At 67.2% G+C, this 19,028-nt stretch carries 14 protein-coding genes; 7 read left to right on the top strand and 7 right to left on the bottom strand.

The window, feature by feature from the left end; genetic code table 11:
• Positions 1-2 precede the first annotated feature (2 nt).
• The 3 genes from CMO28_RS08690 (at position 3) to CMO28_RS08680 (ending at position 4,256) form a co-directional block, all read left to right on the top strand.
• Positions 3-1,115, top strand: a complete 1,113-nt coding sequence (locus tag CMO28_RS08690; protein ID WP_296712511.1) for a glycosyltransferase family 4 protein — start codon at positions 3-5, stop codon at positions 1,113-1,115.
• A 62-nt stretch (positions 1,116-1,177) separates the two neighbouring features.
• On the top strand, positions 1,178-2,023 hold the full coding sequence (locus tag CMO28_RS08685; protein ID WP_296712509.1) for a sterol desaturase family protein: 846 nt from the start codon (positions 1,178-1,180) through the stop codon (positions 2,021-2,023).
• Between the two features lie 115 nt (positions 2,024-2,138).
• Complete coding sequence (locus CMO28_RS08680) at positions 2,139-4,256, top strand: methyl-accepting chemotaxis protein (protein WP_296712508.1); 2,118 nt, start codon at positions 2,139-2,141, stop codon at positions 4,254-4,256.
• A gap of 14 nt (positions 4,257-4,270) precedes the next feature.
• Here the strand turns inward: CMO28_RS08680 and CMO28_RS08675 are convergent, their stop codons facing one another.
• Entirely contained in the window at positions 4,271-4,870 is a 600-nt protein-coding gene (locus CMO28_RS08675) for a TrmH family RNA methyltransferase (RefSeq protein WP_296712503.1), read from the bottom strand.
• A gap of 367 nt (positions 4,871-5,237) precedes the next feature.
• Between CMO28_RS08675 and CMO28_RS08670 the strand changes: the two genes are divergently transcribed.
• The 3 genes from CMO28_RS08670 to CMO28_RS08660 all read left to right on the top strand — a co-directional run bounded on the left by CMO28_RS08670 (position 5,238) and on the right by CMO28_RS08660 (position 10,539).
• Positions 5,238-7,349, top strand: a complete 2,112-nt coding sequence (locus tag CMO28_RS08670; protein ID WP_296712501.1) for a methyl-accepting chemotaxis protein — start codon at positions 5,238-5,240, stop codon at positions 7,347-7,349.
• A gap of 275 nt (positions 7,350-7,624) precedes the next feature.
• The gene (locus tag CMO28_RS08665; RefSeq protein ID WP_322111318.1) at positions 7,625-9,160 is read left to right on the top strand and encodes a class I adenylate-forming enzyme family protein; all 1,536 of its coding nucleotides are present in this window, start codon (positions 7,625-7,627) and stop codon (positions 9,158-9,160) included.
• Positions 9,076-10,539 (top strand): response regulator, encoded by a 1,464-nt coding sequence (locus CMO28_RS08660; protein ID WP_322111311.1) that lies wholly within the window; start codon positions 9,076-9,078, stop codon positions 10,537-10,539. The genes CMO28_RS08665 and CMO28_RS08660 overlap by 85 nt, the downstream gene beginning before the upstream one ends.
• On the opposite strand, the gene CMO28_RS08655 is transcribed toward CMO28_RS08660, so the two are convergent.
• From CMO28_RS08655 to CMO28_RS08640, 4 genes are all read right to left on the bottom strand, one after another.
• Entirely contained in the window at positions 10,524-11,006 is a 483-nt protein-coding gene (locus CMO28_RS08655; protein ID WP_296712492.1) for a hypothetical protein, read from the bottom strand. The two genes, CMO28_RS08660 and CMO28_RS08655, sit on opposite strands and share 16 nt — an antisense overlap.
• Before the next feature lie 64 nt (positions 11,007-11,070).
• A complete protein-coding gene (locus tag CMO28_RS08650; RefSeq protein ID WP_014745145.1) occupies positions 11,071-11,403 on the bottom strand; it encodes a DUF883 family protein in 333 nt (110 codons plus the stop codon).
• Between the two features lie 171 nt (positions 11,404-11,574).
• Positions 11,575-15,138: a transcription-repair coupling factor gene (gene mfd, locus CMO28_RS08645; protein WP_296712488.1), complete on the bottom strand. Its 3,564-nt coding sequence runs from the start codon at positions 15,136-15,138 to the stop codon at positions 11,575-11,577.
• A 156-nt stretch (positions 15,139-15,294) separates the two neighbouring features.
• Positions 15,295-15,603 carry a succinate dehydrogenase assembly factor 2 gene (locus CMO28_RS08640; protein ID WP_014745143.1) on the bottom strand — a complete coding sequence of 103 codons (309 nt, stop codon included), beginning with the start codon at positions 15,601-15,603 and terminating at the stop codon, positions 15,295-15,297.
• Between the two features lie 184 nt (positions 15,604-15,787).
• Between CMO28_RS08640 and recG the strand changes: the two genes are divergently transcribed.
• Positions 15,788-17,887 (top strand): ATP-dependent DNA helicase RecG, encoded by a 2,100-nt coding sequence (gene recG / locus CMO28_RS08635; protein ID WP_296712484.1) that lies wholly within the window; start codon positions 15,788-15,790, stop codon positions 17,885-17,887.
• Here the strand turns inward: recG and rnk are convergent, their stop codons facing one another.
• Entirely contained in the window at positions 17,888-18,304 is a 417-nt protein-coding gene (gene rnk / locus CMO28_RS08630; RefSeq protein ID WP_296712480.1) for a nucleoside diphosphate kinase regulator, read from the bottom strand.
• A gap of 31 nt (positions 18,305-18,335) precedes the next feature.
• Positions 18,336-18,854: a hypothetical protein gene (locus CMO28_RS08625; protein WP_296712478.1), complete on the bottom strand. Its 519-nt coding sequence runs from the start codon at positions 18,852-18,854 to the stop codon at positions 18,336-18,338.
• Between the last annotated feature and the right edge of the window lie 174 nt (positions 18,855-19,028).

The raw sequence follows: 19,028 nt of genomic DNA, 5'->3' as shown, positions 1-19,028 counted from the left end.
CGATGACCCAGGACATCACGCCTCCCGTCACGCGCCTCGCCCTGGTCACCGATGCCTGGGCGCCCCAGGTCAATGGTGTGGTCCGCACGCTGGGACGCATGGTCGATGCCATGACGGCAGGTGGTGCCGCAGTCAGGGTGATCGCGCCTGCCGACTTCCGCACCCTGCCCTGCCCCACCTATCCGGAAATCCGGCTCGCACTCGCCAGCCCGGCCATGGTCGGGCGGCGGATCCTGGCCCACCGCCCCGATGCCCTGCACATTGCGACCGAGGGCCCCCTCGGCAGCGCTGCACGGCGTTGGGCTTTGCGCCATGGCATCCCTTTCACCACCGCCTTTCACACCCGTTTTCCGGAATATGTCGCCGCCCGCACCGGCCTGCCACTCAGCCTCTCCTATGGCTTCATGCGCCGGTTTCACAATGCCGGGGTGCGGACCATGGTTGCGACCCCCTCGCTTGCCGAGGACCTCAGGCAGCGGGGGTTTTCGCGGGTCGCCATGTGGTGCCGCGGCGTCGACCTCGACGGTTTCTCGCCCGCCCTCCGCGGGACGCCGCCCCCTGAGGGCGATGATGAACTCGCGCGGCTTCCCCATCTGTCCCGCCCCCTGATGCTCTATGTCGGCCGGGTGGCGGTGGAAAAGAATATCCAGGCCTTTCTCAACACGCCGGATCTGCCCGGCACCCGGGTGGTGATCGGCGACGGCCCGGCCCGGCCGGAATTGATGCGGCGGCACCCGGATGCCGTCTTCCCGGGGCTGCGCCGCGGTGCCGCCCTTGCCTGGGCCTATGCCCAGGCCGATGTCTTCGTCTTTCCCAGCCGCACCGACACTTTCGGCCTGGTGATGCTGGAGGCGATGGCAAGCGGCGTTCCGGTTGCCGGCTATCCCGTCACCGGACCGATCGACGTGGTCGACGAGGCCGGCGGTGCCGGCGCGCTCGACGAAGATCTCGGCGCCGCGATCCGCCGGGCCCTGCCTCTGGGTGGCAGCGCAGCACGCAGCCATGCGGAGCGTTTTACCTGGGACGCCTGTGCCAGCCGCTTTCAGGCGCTGCTGGCACCGTTTTCCCCGGCCCGTCTGCCGGCGCCCGCCGGAAAGGCTGCACTGGCAGGGTGACGGCCGGGCGACTGCGCCCCATATCGACGATGACACCCCATCACGCGTCGAGGTTACCGCAGATGCCCGCCACATCCGATCCCGCCGGCATCGCCGCCGTGGAAGGCCTTGTCCGCGGCCTTCTGTTCCTCGGCGGGTTCCTGCTGCTGGCCCTGGCGGAGCGGTGGCGGCCGCGGCGCGGCCGTCGTCACAGGCTCGACCGTCGCCGGCGGTGGACCACCAATCTGGGCCTCGCGGTCATCGATACCCTGGTTCTGCGTCTTGTTCTGCCGGCTGCGGCGGTCGGCGCCGCTCTCGGCTTCGAAGCGCAGGGTCTGGGCGCCTTCCCGATGCTGGGTCTGCCCGGATGGCTGGCCGCCGTGGTCGGTTTCCTGGCGCTTGATCTCGCGATCTGGGCGCAGCATGTAGCGATGCACCGTGTGCCACTGCTCTGGCGGCTTCACCGCATCCACCACCTCGATACCGCCCTCGACACGACGACGGCCCTGCGCTTTCACCCCGCCGAGATCCTGCTCTCCGCCGGCTGGAAGATCCTGGTCATTCTGGTGCTCGGCATACCGGCCGCGGCAGTTCTCGCTTTCGAAGCGGCCCTGAGCCTGGCGGCTTTGTTCAACCATGCCGATCTCGATCTTGGCCGGGCAGACCGGCCACTCTCCCGCGTCATTGCCACACCGGACTGGCATCGCATCCATCATTCGACGGTTCCGGCCGAGACCGACAGCAATTACGCCTTTCTGCTGACCCTCTGGGACAGGCTGTCGGGCCTGGCCCGGACGGCACCGGCAGGGGGGCATGACGCGATGAACATCGGCCTTCAGGACGACCCGGCCGGGCAGGCATCGCTGCCCGGACTTCTTGTCCTGCCCTTCCGGAAACACGAACCGGAATCTTCCAACCGATTTGCATGATGCAGCACTTTTGCGCAAATCACGTGAATCGGATTCTAGTAATGATTGATTAACCAAGCCCGGCATACCTTCGGGGTCTCGGTGTTCGTCGGCCACTTCGCCCAAAGGGTTTCGCATGCGTATCTCACTCGGGCTCTCCGCCAAGATCATCCTCATCGGCGGCGGGGCGCTCGCAGCCCTTCTGGCGATCGGCATCCTGGCGGTCAGCCGGGTGGCCGAAGATCGTGTGCTCGACCTCTCCCGCGAGTCGGGTCGCACCCTCTCGCGGGAGATCGCACAGGAAGCCGCGCGGAACCTTTCCCTCGACCTTTCGATCGCCCGCGGCATCGCCGGTACGATGGAGACGCTGAAGGCGCAGGGGGTCAGCAGCCGGGCGACCTATGATGCCGTCCTGGAACGGAATTTCACCGAGCACCCGGACCTGCTCGCCGTCTGGGCGGCTTTCGAGCCCAATGCCGTCGACGGCCAGGACATCCTCTTCCAGGGCGAGGAGAACACCGACGACACCGGGCGCTACCTCACCCGGTTCAGCCGGGTCAAAAAGGCCCGCGAACTCGGCGCCGTCACGGGCTATGCCGACGGGCCGGATGCCGGCTTCTACCGCTCGCCGATCGAGACCGGCAAGCCTTATGCCAGCCCGCCGGTGATCCGGCGGATTGCGGGCATTGATGTGCAAACCATCTCACTCACTGCGCCGATCCGGCTCGACGGCAAGGTGATCGGCGTCGCCGGCGTCGATCTCAATCTGAAGGTATGGAATGATCGCCTGAACGCGATCCATCCGCTGGATGCGGGCAACGCGGTGCTGTTTACCGACGGCGCCCTGACGGTAACCCACCCCGATCCGTCCAAAATCGGGGCGCCGCTGACTGATCTCTCAGCCGATGCGGCAGATTTCGCCGATACCGTTCGTCGGGGGGAGGCGCTGGAGCGCACCGCCTGGTCGCCCAGCGTCGAGGCCATGGTCTTCCGGAATGCCGTGCCGGTCGCCGTCACGGGTCTAGAGAGGCCGTGGAGCGTGCTGGTCAACATCCGCGAAGACGCCATGCGCGCGGCATCCTGGGAGATCCGCGATGCGATGGTGATCGGCGGCATCGTGCTCGTGGTCCTGATCGTCGCAGCACTTGCGGTCACGGTCTGGCTGCTGGTGCAGCGGCCGCTTAAGGCATCGATGACCACGATCGGCCGGCTGACCGATGGGGAGACCGCGATCGACGTGTCCGGCACCCATCGTCGCGACGAGATTGGCGGGCTCAACCGTGCCCTCGTGCATTTCCGCGACACACTGGCCGAGGCGGAGCGTCTGCGCCTTGCCCAGGCGGCGGCGGAACGCCGGGCGGAAGAGGCACGGCGTGAGTCGACGCTCGGCCTCGCCGACACGCTGGAACGCGAAGTGCGGGGCATCGCCGACGAAATGACCGAACTTGCCCACGAGCTGGAGCGGGGCGCGGCCGAGATGCGCGGCATCGCCGATACCACCTCGGCCAACTCGGCGACCGTTGCGGCAGCCGGCGAGGAGACCAATGTCAACGTCCAGACCGTCGCCACGGCCACCGAAGAACTGACCGCGTCGGCCCATGAAATCGGCCGGCAGGTCACCACCGCCTCGGACATCATCGCCGAAGCGTCGAGCCGCGCGGCGGACACCGACGGGATCGTCCGCAGGCTTGCCGGTTCGGCCCGGCAGATCGGCGATGTGGTGCAGCTGATCAACGACATCGCCGCGCAGACCAATCTGCTGGCGCTCAACGCCACGATCGAGGCGGCCCGCGCCGGTGAGGCCGGCAAGGGCTTCGCGGTCGTCGCCTCCGAGGTGAAAACGCTGGCGACCCAGACCGCCAGGGCCACTGAAGAGATCACCGCCAGGATCTCCGCCACGCAGGGCGACACCGAGCAGGCGGTGACCGCCATCGCCCGGATCGTCGAGACCATCGGCCGGGTGCGGGAGGCCTCCACCACCATCGCGAGCGCTGTGGAAGAGCAGATCGCCGCGATCGGCGAGATTGCGCACAACGTCAATCAGGCCGCCGACGGCACCCGTACCATCTCCTCGGCCATCGGAGAGGTTGCGGGCAGTGCCGGACGTACGGCGGAAGCCGCCACCTCGGTTGCCGACGCGACCGGCCATCTTTCCGGGGCGGCGACCACGCTGCGGCGGGCCGTTGAAAACGTGGTCGATTCGCTCCGCCGCGAAGCCCGGGAGACGGCGGAGCGTCTGGGCATGCAGCCCTGATCTGACTGTCCCGCTCAATCGGCATAGGGCGGCGGCGGCGGCTCCATCAGGCTGCGATGGGTGTCCAGGAAGGACGCCATGGTCGCCTCCGCCTGTCGGCGGTTGAGCTTCTGCACCGGCCCCGGCCGTTCGCGGGAGCGCAGCCGGTCGAACAGCACCAGGCTTGCCGCCATGGCAACGTTCAACGAGAAGCGCATCGGGATCTTCACGACATGGGCCGCCCGGTCCAGGAACTCCGGCGCCAGCATCCCGCGCTCAGGGCCCAGAACATAGATCGCCCGCGACGGGTGTCGAAACGACGGCAGATCGACGGCATCCGGGGTCAGTTCAACGGCCACCAGGGTGAAGCCGTCGGGGAAAACCGTGGCGGCCGGCGTTTCGAAGGCAAGATGCGGCACCGTCGGCCGCGGCGCCGCGGCCTCGGCGGCGGCGGCCTCTTCCCAGAATCGCCAATGCCGGCTCGCCTGCCAGTCAGCCCCGGCCGTGAAGGTGTAGGATCCGCCATGCGCCGCCGCCAGCCGGTTGAGCGTACCGGCGTTGAAGGGCTTGCTGGACCGGTCGAGGCCGATCGCAAAACAGCCACCGGCCACAGGATCCTCAATGGGTGTCGACATCGGTGCTTTCTCCGTCGGGCCTGTCATCCGCCTGGCAGGTATAACCGTCCGCCGACGGGACCGGCAATCCGTGATCGTCCCAAAGATCGATGCAAACCAATGATATTCACACAGTCTTGAACAATACGGAGATGCCGTGGCTTTCATGAGGGCACATTCCACCCACCACAAAATACAAAACTCCCTTTCTGGTTTTGTATTGCAGAATAAATTTCGATTTTATGGGTCTAAATTCATTGATAACTGAAGGAGTTGATTAACACATTTCGTCTAAAGTACCTCGCAATGGACGAGAATGCTGCACCGACCGGCGGCAGCCAAGTATCCGTGTGTCCGGAACACGTAGGAAATAAACGCGGGGTACCGTATGCGTCTCACGCTCGGGCTTTCATCGAAGATCATCCTCATCGGCGGCGGAGCGCTCGCCGTTTTGCTGACCGCCGGGATTACGGCGGTCACCCGGATCGCGGAGAACAGGGTTCTCGAATCCTCGCTGGAGACGGGACGGACCCTGTCGAAGCAGCTGGCGGCAGAGGTCGGGCGCGATCTTGCCCTTGATGTGGGCACCGCTGCATCGCTCGCCAGCTCACTGAGCGCGCTTAAGGCCAATGGCACGACGGATCGCGGTGCCTATGACGCCATCATCGACCGGACTTTTGCGGACAAGACCCATTTGCTCGGTGTCTGGGCAGGCTTCGAGCCAAATGCGCTCGACGGGAACGATGCCGCCTTCCGCAACACGCCCCGTTCGGACGATACCGGTCGCTTCATCAGCTATGTCAACCGGATCGGCGGCACTGAAAACATCAGCCAGCTGACCGTCTATACCGGCCCCGGTTCCGAGTATTATCAGATCCCGATGAGCACCGGGAAAACCTATCTGACCCCGCCCACCATCTATGACATTGCCGGCCAGAAGGTTATGACGCTGTCGGCATCGGTGCCGATCCTGGTCGGTGGCAAGCCGATCGGCGTGGCGGGTGTCGACGTCGAACTCGACGGCTGGAACAAGCGGCTGAACGAAACCAAGCCCTTCGACACCGGCAATGTGCTGCTGTTCACCGATGCGGGGCTTGTGGTCAACCACCCCAAGCCAGAACTGCGCGGCCGGCCGATGAAAGATCTGACCACCGAGGACATCACCGACTATGCCCGCGCCGTGACAGAAGGTCGCAGTCTGGAACGTGTCTCCTGGTCTCCCAGTCTTGAAAAGAACGTTTTCAGGATGGTGGTGCCGGTCAGGATCACCGGTTACGACAAGCCCTGGAGCCTGTTCATCAACATCCCCGAGGATTCGATGCGCGCCGCATCGATGGATGTGCGTGACAGCATGATCCTCGGCGGCATCGTTCTCGTCATCCTGGTCGTCGTCGCGCTCGCCATCACCGTCATCATGCTGATCAAGCGGCCGCTGACAGCCTCGATGGGCGTCATCGGGCGGCTGACCGAAGGTCAAACCGGCATCGACATTCCCGGCACGGATCGCCGCGACGAGATCGGCGGGCTCAATCGGGCCCTGGTGAATTTCCGCGACACGCTTGCCGAGGCGGAGCGTCTGCGTCTTGCCCAGGCTGCCGCCGAACGCCGGGCGGAGGAAGCCCGTCGCGAGTCGACGCTGGGTCTTGCCGACACCCTGGAACGCGAAGTGCGGGGCATCGCCGACGAGATGACCGGTCTCGCCCAGGATCTGGAGCGCGGTGCGGCCGAGATGCGCGGTATCGCCGATACCACCTCGGCCAATTCGGCGACCGTCGCCGCGGCCGGCGAAGAGACCAATGTCAACGTCCAGACCGTTGCCACGGCGACCGAAGAACTGACCGCCTCGGCTCACGAAATCGGCCGGCAGGTCACCACCGCCTCGGACATCATCGCCGAAGCCTCAAGCCGTGCAGCGGACACCGACGGGATCGTCCGCAGGCTTGCCGGATCCGCCCGGCAGATCGGCGATGTGGTGCAGCTGATCAACGACATCGCATCGCAGACCAACCTTCTGGCCCTCAACGCCACGATCGAGGCGGCGCGCGCAGGCGAGGCCGGCAAGGGCTTCGCCGTGGTCGCCTCTGAAGTCAAAACCCTGGCCACACAGACCGCAAAAGCGACGGAAGAGATCACCGCCCGCATCGCAGCCACCCAGGGCGATACAGAGCAGGCGGTCAGCGCCATTGCCCGGATCGTCGAGACCATCGGCCGTGTGCGGGAGGCCTCCACCACCATCGCGAGCGCTGTGGAAGAGCAGATCGCCGCCATCGGCGAGATCGCGCACAACGTCAATCAGGCTGCCGACGGTACCCGCACCATCTCCTCGGCCATCGGAGAGGTGGCGGGCGGTGCCGGGCGCACGGCCGAAGCTGCGACTTCGGTTGCAGATGCGACCGCCCATCTCGCCCACAACTCGGAAGCCCTGCGCCGGTCGGTCGAGAATGTGGTCGATTCGCTCCGCCGCGAGGCCCGCGAAACCGGCGAACGCCTGGGCCTCTGATCCTCATATCATCAATCGTCGCTGCCCCCCGCTCCCCCGGAGCGGGGGGTTGTCGTTCGTGACCGGTGCTCGCGTGGTTTCGCGACGTTTCGATGGCCGTTTTTTGGCACTTCCGAAACCGCGCGTCCGGGCTTACCCTCAGCGCCATGATCAGTGACGCTTCCGTAGAGGGTGCCACGGTGCCCGTAACCGCCCCCGCCGCCTCTGCCCCTGTCGGCCAGCCCGACGGGGCCATTGTCGTTTCGCCTGCCGCTTCGCCCGCCGACCAGCCGGCGATGCCTGCGGCCCGGCATATCTTCGACACGGAGCGGTTCAACCTCACGGAATACTGTCTGGCCTGGAACGCCGAACGGCAGCCAGACAAGGCGGCCTTGATCCTGCTGGACGATACCGGCATCCGTGGCGAGATCAGCTTCGGACGGATGTATGATCAGGTCCGCCGGGTGACGGCGGCGCTCCATGCGCTCGATCTGGCCCCGGGCTCGCGGATTATGATCCGGATGGGCAACCGTCTGGAATTCGCCCTGGTCTATTTCGCCGCAGCCGCCGCAGGCCTGATCGCCGTGCCGACATCGGCCCAGCTGACGCCGGCCGAGGCGGGTTTCATTGCGCGCGACTGCGGTGCCGCAGTCGCCTTCGTCGCCGACGGGCTGGAGATCGCCCCGCCCCATCCCGGCGGTATGCGTCTGCTCGGTCTCGACTGGCTGGAGGCGGCCGTGCGGGGGCGCCGGGACATGGCGCCACTGCATCTGCCGGCCCATGATCCCGCGCTGATGATCTACACCTCCGGCACCAGTGGCCGCCCCAAGGGCGTGCTCCACGCCCATCGCGCGGTCTGGGGCCGCCGGCCGATGGGGCCGGGTTGGCACGGCATGGGGCCTGAGGATCGCGTGCTGCATGCCGGCCAGTTGAACTGGACCTATACCCTCGGCGTCGGCCTGATGGACCCCTGGGCGCATGGGGCGACGGCAGTTCTTTATGCCGGCCCCCGCGATCCGTCAGTCTGGCCTTTGCTGATCGAACGGGCGGAGGCCACGATTTTCGCCGCCGTTCCCTCGGTCTATCGACAGATGCTGAAATACGGCACGCTGACCCCCGACCGTCTGCGGACGCTCCGCCACGGCCTGACAGCCGGCGAAGCCCTGCCGCCGCCGCTCACCCATCGCTGGTTCGATGCCGCGTCCCTGCCGCTTTACGAGGCGCTGGGGATGAGCGAGGTATCGACATACATCTCCAGTGGCCCGGAGACGCCGCTCCGTCTGGGCAGCCCCGGCCGGCCGCAACCGGGCCGGCGGATCCAGGTTCTGCCGCTCGACGGAGGGACCGATCCGGTGGGACCTGATGAGGTGGGCGTGATTGCCGTGCATCGCGACGAGCCCGGGCTGATGATCGGCTACTGGAACCGGCCCGAGGATACCGCAACCGCCTGGCGGGGTGACTGGTTCCTCACCGGTGATCTCGCGCGCGTCGACAGTGACGGCTACTACTGGTACGATGGTCGCTCGGACGAAGTGATGACCGTGCTGGGCTATCGGGTCTCTCCGATCGAGGTGGAGGCGGCGTTGAGCGCCCATCCGGCGATCGCGGAAGTCGCCGTCGGCCCCAGGAAGGTCGATGATGCGCTGACCATCATCGCAGCCTATGTGGTCCCCAAACCCGGCCGTGCCGGGGAGCTGGATCTCGACGGCCTGAATGCCTGGGTCGGCAAGCACCTCGCCCGCTACAAATGGCCGCGCGACCTTATCCTGGTCGACAGTCTGCCACGCGGCGTGAACGGCAAGATACTCCGGCGGGCTCTCGGCGCCGGATGATCGCAGGGCAACGGCAGAGGCATCCTTCGCGACGGGAGACTCCGGCGCCTATGGCTCATATCGCGCGCGTCCTGGTCGTCATGCAAGATCCTCGCGCGGCGCAACAGGTGATGGACGGCCTGCGCGCGCAGGACATGTTTCTGTTCAGTGCGCGGACCGGCGCCGAGGGGCTCCGCCTCTCCCGACAGCTTCTGACCGACGTCATCATCATCGACGACCGCCTGCCGGATGGTGATGGCTGCGATTTCGTCGACATGCTGCGCAACGATCCCGATACCCGGCACATTCCGGTACTGATGATCGGCACACAGGCCTCGTCGGCCCTGAGGCGACGATCGCTTGCGGTCGGGGTCGACGAACTGCTGACCGGCGGCATCAATCTCGGCTTCCTGGCCGCCCGCATGGCCAAGCTGGTGCGCCTCGGCATCATGCAGGCGGAACTCCGCCGCCGCACGGCCACCGCACGCAGCTTCCGGGTTGAACTGGACAAGCGCCGCCCGATCGCCAATGACGGCCCGCCCACTCTCCTGCTGGCAGCCCAGATGGGCGAGGATCTCGACGATGTGGCGGAGCTGCTGCAATCGCGCTATCGCCTGCTCAGGACCGCGGGCGCAGCCGAAGCGGCCCAGCTTCTGCACGAGCAATCGGTCGACACCCTGATCCTGTCCTTCGACGGTGGCAACAGCGAGGACTGGCTGGGTCTGGCACTGCATGTCCGTGACACGCCGGCCCTCTACGACGTGCCTGTCCTGGCTGTCGGCCATGCCTCGATCGCGCCCGATGCGGGTACCCTGCTCAAGACCGGGATCGACGACCTGATCCAGCGTCCCTACCCGCCCGACGAACTTCATGGTCGGGTGCTGTCTGCCCTGCGCCGTCGGCGCATCCGGCGGCGGTTGACCGATCTCTTCACCTCGCTCGAGGCACCATCGACCGTCGATGCCGAAACCGGCGCCTATCGGCCCGAATTCCTGCGCGTCCATCTGTCGCGGCTGGTTTTCGAGGCGGCGAAATGGGAAAAGCCGCTCAGCATCGCCACGGTCTCGTACCGCAATCTCTCGCTGCTGATCGAACGCCGCGGTCCCGCCGCAGCCCGGTCGGTGATGAGCCGCGCCACCGAGACCCTGAGACGGCTTGTCCGGGTCGAGGACATGGTGGCGCGGGCCGATGATTCCACCCTGGTGGTGGTTCTGCCCGATACCCCCGGGGACCGGTCGATGAAGGCGCTGCACAAGATCGCCGGCAGCCTCGCCACCACCGATTACGGGCTGGGCGGGCTGCCGACGACGCCGATCTGGATGCAGATGGGCCACGCAACGCTAGAGCCGTCGGACACGGCCGATTCCCTGTTGCTCAGGGCGCGTCAGGTCCTGCTCTGACGATCATCCGAGGGCGGCTTGGGCGCGAGCGCCGCGCGGGCGGCATCGGCCAGAATCCGGCGGATTTCCGGGGACGCGCCGATGGCGACGCCCGCAAGGGCTGCCATGGTGACGCCTTCGGCCGGATTGCGGCGGATCAGTTCCGAGACCACGCCGGTCATGGCGGCAACATCGGCCGCGCCCGGGGGGGCTGAAGATCCGGCGGCAGAAGGCTGCTGACGCACCGGCGGCTTCGGTGCACGCAGAACCACGCGACCCGCCCCCATCATCAGCAGACCGATCACGGCCAGAAGCAGCGCCGTCCACAGCGCAGGCGAGGCCGGATGCCAGGTGATGCCGTCGATCCAGATGTAGAAGGCCGCCACACCAAAGCCGGCCGCGCCCAGAAGGACGAGGCCGGCCAAACCGTAGAGGCCCGCAGCAGCACCGGCTCTCGCCAGTGCCGCTTCGATACGTCTCATCAGCATGGCTGCAGGCTCCGGTGTCGTTGGAAGGTCGGAAGGGATCGGATGATCCCCGGATGATCCGCACTCACCGGCGATCGATCAGCTTGCCGATCACCAGGCCAACGCCAAAGGCCACCAGAACGCTGGTCAGGGGCCGCTCTTCGATCTTGTGCTCGGCGGCTGCAACCGCACCGCGGCTCCGCTCGCTCGCCAGATGCATCAGGCGGTCGACCTCGGCCTTCAGGCGGCTGATCTCTTCATTGGCCTTGTCGCCCAACTCCTCGGCGCCGACGCCGGCCGTGCGTCCCGCCTGTCGGGTCACCTTGGCCAGATCGGCCTTAAGGGCGGCCAGGTCGGCCTTCAGGGTTTCCATCTCGGTGTCGACGGCCTTCCCGGCAGCGGTATCGGCGTTCGCCATGGCTGACGTCCTTTCCTGTCGCGATGGGGGTGCACCTGCAGACATCGTGCCTGCAGGCCATGAAACTCAAGGCACCACACATATGGGAAGGATGTCGGTCCGGCGTAACCCGTGGCGTGTGACCGTTTTGGGGTGCAGACGTGACAGGGACGCGACCTGCTCCGGCAGGATCTATGCCGCCTTGCCCGTCCGGGCGATCCGGGCCAGGGTCGCGATCAGGTCGCGCGCACCCTTCAGCCGGTCGTCGACGGTCGCCCACGCCCTGATCACCACCAGCTTGTGATCCGGCCGCAGCCGGATCGTGCCCGACTGGCCGGCAATGAACTGGATCAGCCCGTCCGGCCGGGCGAACTGGTCGAGATGGAAGGCGATGGTGGCACCCTTGGGTCCCGCCTCGACCTTTTCCACACCGGCGGCGATGCACAGCCGCTTGATCGCGACGATCTGCAGCAGCTGGCGGACCTCGTCGGGCAGCGGCCCGAAGCGGTCGACCAGTTCGGCGGCAAACGCATCCAGCTCGTCGCCCTCGTCCAGATCGGCCAGACGGCGGTAGAGCGACATGCGCACATCCAGATCCGAGACATAGGTCTCGGGGATCAGCACGGCGGCGCCGAGATTGATCTGCGGCGACCAGTCGCGCACCGGCGCCCGTGCGGGGGCGTCACCGCCTCCGGTCTTTGCCGCCTCGATCGCGTCGTCGAGCATCTGCTGGAACAGTTCGAGCCCGACTTCGCGGATATGGCCCGACTGCTCTTCACCCAGAAGATTGCCGGCGCCGCGGATGTCGAGATCGTGGCTGGCCAGGGTGAAGCCCGCCCCCAGGCTGTCCAGGGTCTGCATCACATCCAGCCGCTTCTCGGCGGTGCGGGTGACACCGTGATTGGCAGGCAGCATCAGATAGGCATAGCCGCGCAGCTTGCCGCGCCCCACCCGTCCGCGCAGCTGATAGAGCTGGGCCAGGCCGAACAGATCGGCACGATAGATGATGATCGTATTGGCCCGCGGAATGTCGAGCCCGCTTTCCACGATGCTGGTGGAGAGCAGCACATCGTATTCGCCGCCATAGAAGCCGCCCATCACGTCTTCCAGCTCGCCCGCCGCCAGCCGGCCATGGGCGACCGCGATCTTGACCTCGGGCACCAGGCTGCGCAGCCGTTCCTCCACCTCTTTGACCTGCTCGATCCGCGGGCAGACGAAGAAGGTCTGGCCGCCGCGATAATGCTCGCGCAGGATCGCTTCGCGGACGATGACGCTGTCATAGGGCATGGTGAAGGTGCGCAGCGCCAGTCGGTCGACCGGCGGTGTAGCGATGATCGACAATTCCTTCACACCGGCCAGCGCCAGCTGCAGGGTGCGCGGGATCGGCGTTGCCGTCAGGGTCAGCACATGGACATCGGCCTTCAGCTCCTTCAGCCGTTCCTTGTGCTTCACGCCGAAATGCTGTTCCTCGTCGATGATCATCAGGCCGAGATCGCGGAACGAGATGCCCTTGGAGAGCAGCGCATGCGTGCCGATGACGATATCGGCCGTACCATCGGCGATCGCCTTCTTCGCCTCGGTGGCGCGCTTGCCGGCGACCAGCCGCGACACTTCGACGATCTTGATCGGAAATCCCTGGAAGCGCTTGGTAAAGCCCAGGAAATGCTGATGACAGAGCAGGGTCGTGGGCGCGACCACGGCAACCTGGACCCCGCTCATCGCGGCAATGAAGGCCGCCCGTAGCGCCACCTCGGTCTTGCCGAAGCCGACATCACCGCAGATCAGCCGGTCCATCGGCCGGCCCGATGCCAGATCGTCGATCACATCCTCGATCGCGTGCAGCTGATCTTCGGTTTCCGTGTACGGGAAACGGGCGCAGAACTCGTCATACAGCCCCTGTGGCCGCTCGATCCGGGCAGCGCCTTTCAGCTGCCGCTCGGCCGCGACCGCGATCAGCGCGTCGGCCATGTCCTTCAGCCGCCGCTTGGTGCGCTCCTTGCGCTGCTGCCACTGGCTGCCGCCCAGCCGATCGAGCGGCGCCGGCCCGTCGGCGGTGCCATAGCGCGACAGCATGTCGATATGCTCGACCGGCACGAACAGCCGGTCGCCGCCTTCATAGACCACCAGCACGCAGTCATGCGGTGCGCCGCCGGCGGTGATGGTCTCAAGCCCCTCATAGCGCCCGATGCCATGATCGACGTGCACCACCAGATCGCCGACGGTCAGGCTGTCGGCATCGCGCAGGAAATTCTCCGCCCGCCGCTTGCGGCGGGTCTTGCGGTGCAGACGGTCGCCCAGAATGTCCTGCTCGGTCAGGACCGAAAGATCGCCCGCAACATAGCCGTGGTCGAGCGGCAGCACGATCAGCACCAGCGCGCCGGGCTTCGCCTTGCCGATATCGGCCCAGGTCTCCACCTGCTCCAGCTGCTTCAGACCATGATCTTCAAAGACCGTCCGGATACGGTCGAGCGAGCCGGCGCTGTAACAGCAGACCACCGCCCGCCGCCCGGCCGACCGCTCGGCATCGACATGGGCCTTCAGCGCCTCGAAGAGGTTGACGTCCTCGTCCTTGCGCTCGGGTGCGAAGTCGCGGGCGGCCCGCCCGGCAAGCCGCGCCGCCTGCCAGCCCTGCTCGAGCGGCCGCTCCGCAGCACCGGGCTGTACGGCAACCAGGGTCTCGCTGCGGCCGATTTCGGCCCATTCCTTCGCGGTCAGGTACAGCTGATCGGGCGGCAGCGCCCGATAAGGGGCCTCGCGCTCGCCGCCGATGATCGACACGGGCCCCGTGCGTCGCGCCTCGTAATAGTCCTCGATCAGCACGCGCCGTTCGGTGAAGGCCTGATCGGCCAGATGATCGAACACCATCACCGGACGGTCGAAATAGGCGGTCACCGGCTCCAGATGGGTGTGGAACAGCGGCAGCCAGTGCTCCATACCGGCATGGCGCCGCCCGGCGCTGATCGCCTCGTAGAGCGGGTCGCCGGTGCCGACCGCGCCGAAAGCCTGGCGATATCCCTGTCGGAAGCGCTGGATCACCCCTTCGGTCAGCAGGATCTCGCTCACCGGCTTCAGATCCAGCCGGCGGATGCGGGCATTGGACCGCTGGGTGACGGGGTCGAAATTCCGGATCGCCTCCACCTCGTCGCCGAAAAAGTCCAGGCGGACCGGGTCCGGCTCACCGGCCGGAAACAGGTCGACGATGCCGCCGCGCACGGCAAACTCACCCGGCTCCATCACGGTGCCGGCGCGGACATAGCCGTTATGCATCAGATAGTCGACCAGACGCTCTGTCGACAGCCGGTGTCCCGGCTCCAGCCGAAGCCTGGCCAGTGCCAGGCTCTCGCGCGGCGGCACGCGCTGGGCCAGCGCATTGACCGTGGTGACGACGATCGCGCGCGGCCGGCTTCCCGTCCCCGCCTTCGGGTCGTCCGCCGCCGGGCCGCCGGCCAGCCTGGTCAGCGTATCCATCCGCTCGGCGGCGATCATGCCGTTGGGGGACGCCCGGTCGTAGGGCAGGCAGTCCCAGGCCGGCAGGCGCAGCACCTCCGCCTCGGGCAGATGAACTTTCAGCGCGTCGGCCGCGGCCGCCATCCGGGCGTCGTCACGCATCACCAGAACCAGATCACGCTTTGGTCTGCCGGCTGCGAACTCTGCCGCCAGCTGCCAGACCAGACCGTCGGGCGCCTCGGTCAGCAGGATGCGTCCGGGGCGGTCGAAAAGCGTGGGATCGATCAGCACGGGCGTCGCATCCTTCAAGCGCGTCCTCCGTCCCCGAAGGACCGGCCCCGAAAAGGACCAGAGCGAGGCGGCGACGTCGTTCATTCGAAACGGTCTGGGGCATGAAAGGTTGGCGGGAATGGAGAGGTTCCGGCGGGGCCCCGGTCTTGGAGGCCCGATCTCAGAGGTCAGTTCTCAGGCGCCGCCGAGGCCACCCTCGGCCAGACCGCGATCGGGCGCGGTTGCCACGTCGAACTGCATCATCATCTTCATGACCGGGTTGTCCGCCAGATCTTCGGGCAGAGGCTCACGGCCGCTCAACCAGTTGTAGAGGTCGACATCGCTTTCGTCGAGCAGCGCTTCGAAGGCATCGAGCTGGTCGGCATCGAAACGGTCGATCCAGGCATCGGCGAATTTGCCGAACAGGATGTCGGTTTCCTTGCATCCGCGATACCAGCTCTGATAGCGCAGCCGGCGGCGACGGATTTCGAGGTCTTCGGCCATGAGAGCTGGTGCCCTTCCTGCTTGTCGTCTGCGTCCCGTGATATAGCCCGCGCGCCCTTCGCTGTCACCCCCCGGCGCGGCTTCGGGGCCTTGCGGCCATGCAGCTTGTCACGGCCCGGCCCCGCCCCTATCGTTGGCGCCCGATGCGCCCACCACGCCCGACCGTGCCTGTTGACCGGACCAGATGCGCCCCGAAGCCCTCTTCCCGCTATTTGCCGAAGCCACCAGCCTGCCCGGCATCGGCCCGCGCGTGCTGAAACTGGTGGAGCGTGCCGCACGCGGCAACCGGGTGATCGACGTGATCAACACGCTGCCGATCTCCGTGGTCGACAGGCGTTACGCGCCGCCCGCCGTGATCGCACCAGCGGGACGGATCGTCACCTTCACGCTCACCATCCTTGAACATCAGCCGGCCGAACGCCCGCGCCAGCCGCACCGAGTGCGGTGCGCGGATCCCGACGGCACGGGCGTGACCCTGGTCTTTTTCCACGGCCGCGAGGCCGACTGGCGGCGGCTCATGCCCGACGGGGAGGTTCGTATCGTCAGCGGCAAGGTCGAACGCTATGGCGGCGAGGTGCAGATGCCCCATCCCGACCATATCGTCCCGCCCGAGAAGCGGGCCGAGGTGGAGACGGTCGAGGCGGTCTATCCCGGCACCGACGGTCTGTCGCCCAAGCTGTTGCGCAAGGCCGCAAAATTCGCGGTTTCCCGCCTGCCCGAGCTGCCGGAATGGATCGATCGCGGCGTGCTTGCCCGTGAAGGCTGGGCCGACTGGCGGGGCGCGCTCGCCACGGCCCATGCGCCGACCGATGCCGATGATCTGTCACCGCTTCATCCGGCCCGGCGCCGCCTGGCCTATGACGAGCTCTTCGCCAATCAGCTGGCGATTGCGCTGGTCCGCAACCGTCAGCGGCGGGCGGCCGGCCGCCATCTGGCCGGGAGCGGGCGGCTGACCCGGCCGATCGAAGCCGGCCTGCCCTTCCGTCTGACCCAGGATCAGCGTCAGGTCTTGTCGGAGATTGCCGGCGACATGGCAGGGCCCCTGCGCATGCTTCGTCTGCTTCAGGGCGATGTCGGCAGCGGCAAGACGGTGGTGGCGCTGATCGCCATGGCGATCGCGGTCGAAGCGGGGGCACAGGCGGCGCTGATGGCGCCGACCGACGTGCTTGCCCGCCAGCACATGGAAACGCTGGCAAGGCTCGGCGCCCCGGCCGGGCTTCGCTTCGGCCTGCTGACAGGGCGCGAACGGGCCAAGGCGCGGCGCGACGTGCTGGCGGCACTGGAGGCCGGCGAGATCGACATCCTGGTCGGTACCCACGCCCTGTTCCAGGAGGGCGTGGCCTTCCGCGATCTGGGCCTGGCGGTGATCGACGAGCAGCACCGTTTCGGCGTCCATCAACGCCTGCAGCTTTCATCCAAGGGCCGGGGGGTGGACACCCTGGTCATGACGGCGACGCCGATCCCGCGGACCCTGGCGCTCACCACCTATGGCGATATGGATGTCTCGCGGATCCGGCAGAAGCCCGCTGGCCGCAAGCCCATCCAGACCCGAGTGCTGCCGATGGACCGCATGGATCAGGTGATCGATGCCGTGCGTCGGACCATCGACGAGGGCCACAAGGTCTATTGGGTGTGCCCCCTGGTCGACGTCTCCGAGAAGGCGGATCTCTCGGCGGCCGGCGCCCGTGCCGAGGATCTGGTGGATCAGCTGGGGCCGCGGGTCGGCCTGATCCACGGCAAGATGAAGGGCGCGGACAAGGATGCCGCCATCGCCCGCTTCCGCGCCAGGGACGCCGATGACCGCACCGATGTACTGGTGGCGACGACGGTGATCGAGGTAGGCGTCGACGTGCCCGATGCGACGGTGATCATCATCGAGCACGCCGAGCGCTTCGGGCTGGCCCAGCTCCACCAGCTGCGCGGCCGGGTGGGCCGGGGCGACGATCAGGCGAGCTGCCTGCTGCTCTACGCCGCCCCGCTGGGCGAAATCGCCCGCAAGCGCCTGGAGGTGATGCGGGCGACGGAGGACGGGTTCGTGATCGCCGAGGAGGATCTGAAGCTCCGCGGGGCCGGTGATGCGCTGGGGACGAAGCAGAGCGGCGAACCGGAAATGCGGTTCGCCGATCTTGATCTGCATGCCGACCTGATCGAGACCGCCCAGGCACAGGCCCGGCTGGAGATCGAGCGCACGCCGGAACTCGACGGGCCGCGCGGCCAGGCGCTCAGAACCCTGCTTTATCTGTTCGAGCGCGATCAGGCCGTGCGCTATCTCCGCTCGGGCTGATCAGCCGACCGCCGTCACGGTCAGATGGCGCTCGCGCCCCATGCGGTCGCGCCAGGCGATCGACGCACCGGTCCTGAGGCCGATCAGCGCAGCGCCCACCGGGGTCAGGATCGATACCCGGTTGGCCGCAATATCGGCCTGACGGGGGAAGACCAGCATCGCCTGATGCTCGGCACCGTCATCGGCGCGATAGGCCAGACGGCGGTGCATCGCAACCACGTCGCCCGGCAGTTCGTCATCGGCCACGATCGTTGCGCGATCGAGTTCGGCGGCGAGGAAGGCGACGGCGCTGCCGGGTTCCACAGCGGCCATATCGGCCAGCGCGCTCAACCGGTCGTAATCGCTTTCGCCCAGCATCACCGGCGGCGGCTGAGCGGGAATGGCCGGGGCGTGCTGAAGGTTTTCATTGGTCATCATGATGTTGTCTCCGTTTCTTTCGGATGATGGTTCAGGCGGCGTCACGCACCCCGTCCAGCCGGACGAGGCGTCGGGTGCCGCAGAGGTCGGTGAAGGGCATGACCGCGCCCGCGGCCAGCCCGACCAGTGCGATGCCGAGGGGGGTTGCGAGGGAGAGATCGAAGCCCTGGGCGGCCTGCCCCGCCGTCTCGGGCAGATGGAGACGCCGGCGGACGGGTTCTGCGCTTCCATCAAGGCGGAAACGCAGTTCCGCGCCGATCCGTGCGGTTCCCCAGGCGCCATGCGCATCGCGCACGATCACCGCACGGGCCAGTTCACGGGTCAGAGCCCCCACAAGCGTTGGATTTTGCGTCACCAGCCGGCCGGCAAGCGCGGCCAGCCGGCGGGCATCGTCCGGCAGCAACCGGATCGGCGGCAGATGCCGGCCGGCCCCGCAAATGGGGCAGCCATCGCGGTGGAAATCATCGGCCCCCACGGCGCGATGACAGACGAAACAGATCACGGTGGCCCGGCTTTCGGGGCCCCGTGACGGATCATGACGGGCGGACATCCTGACGGCTCTCTCGTCGCGAGGGCGGTAGACCGGGCGGCGGCGCCCCCGGCCCCGAGACTGCGACCTCGGTTGCCTGGGCGGATCGACGGTTCCGGATTTTGAATGTGACCTATGTCCCGAATACGGGCACGGCCACGGCGCCGCAACGGCGCAGGCACCCGGACCGGGCGC

Source organism: Tistrella sp. (assembly GCF_002684955.1).
GTDB lineage: Bacteria > Pseudomonadota > Alphaproteobacteria > Tistrellales > Tistrellaceae > Tistrella > Tistrella mobilis.
This window is presented reverse-complemented; position numbering and strand designations above follow the sequence as displayed.

Coding starts and splice junctions, on each gene's coding strand:
- CMO28_RS08690 (WP_296712511.1), top strand. CDS start 3: ATGACCCAGGACATCACGCCTCCCGTCACGCGCCTCGCCCTGGTCACC.
- CMO28_RS08685 (WP_296712509.1), top strand. CDS start 1,178: ATGCCCGCCACATCCGATCCCGCCGGCATCGCCGCCGTGGAAGGCCTT.
- CMO28_RS08680 (WP_296712508.1), top strand. CDS start 2,139: ATGCGTATCTCACTCGGGCTCTCCGCCAAGATCATCCTCATCGGCGGC.
- CMO28_RS08675 (WP_296712503.1), bottom strand. CDS start 4,870: ATGTCGACACCCATTGAGGATCCTGTGGCCGGTGGCTGTTTTGCGATC.
- CMO28_RS08670 (WP_296712501.1), top strand. CDS start 5,238: ATGCGTCTCACGCTCGGGCTTTCATCGAAGATCATCCTCATCGGCGGC.
- CMO28_RS08665 (WP_322111318.1), top strand. CDS start 7,625: ATGCCTGCGGCCCGGCATATCTTCGACACGGAGCGGTTCAACCTCACG.
- CMO28_RS08660 (WP_322111311.1), top strand. CDS start 9,076: ATGGCCGCGCGACCTTATCCTGGTCGACAGTCTGCCACGCGGCGTGAA.
- CMO28_RS08655 (WP_296712492.1), bottom strand. CDS start 11,006: ATGCTGATGAGACGTATCGAAGCGGCACTGGCGAGAGCCGGTGCTGCT.
- CMO28_RS08650 (WP_014745145.1), bottom strand. CDS start 11,403: ATGGCGAACGCCGATACCGCTGCCGGGAAGGCCGTCGACACCGAGATG.
- CMO28_RS08640 (WP_014745143.1), bottom strand. CDS start 15,603: ATGGCCGAAGACCTCGAAATCCGTCGCCGCCGGCTGCGCTATCAGAGC.
- recG (WP_296712484.1), top strand. CDS start 15,788: ATGCGCCCCGAAGCCCTCTTCCCGCTATTTGCCGAAGCCACCAGCCTG.
- rnk (WP_296712480.1), bottom strand. CDS start 18,304: ATGATGACCAATGAAAACCTTCAGCACGCCCCGGCCATTCCCGCTCAG.
- CMO28_RS08625 (WP_296712478.1), bottom strand. CDS start 18,854: ATGTCCGCCCGTCATGATCCGTCACGGGGCCCCGAAAGCCGGGCCACC.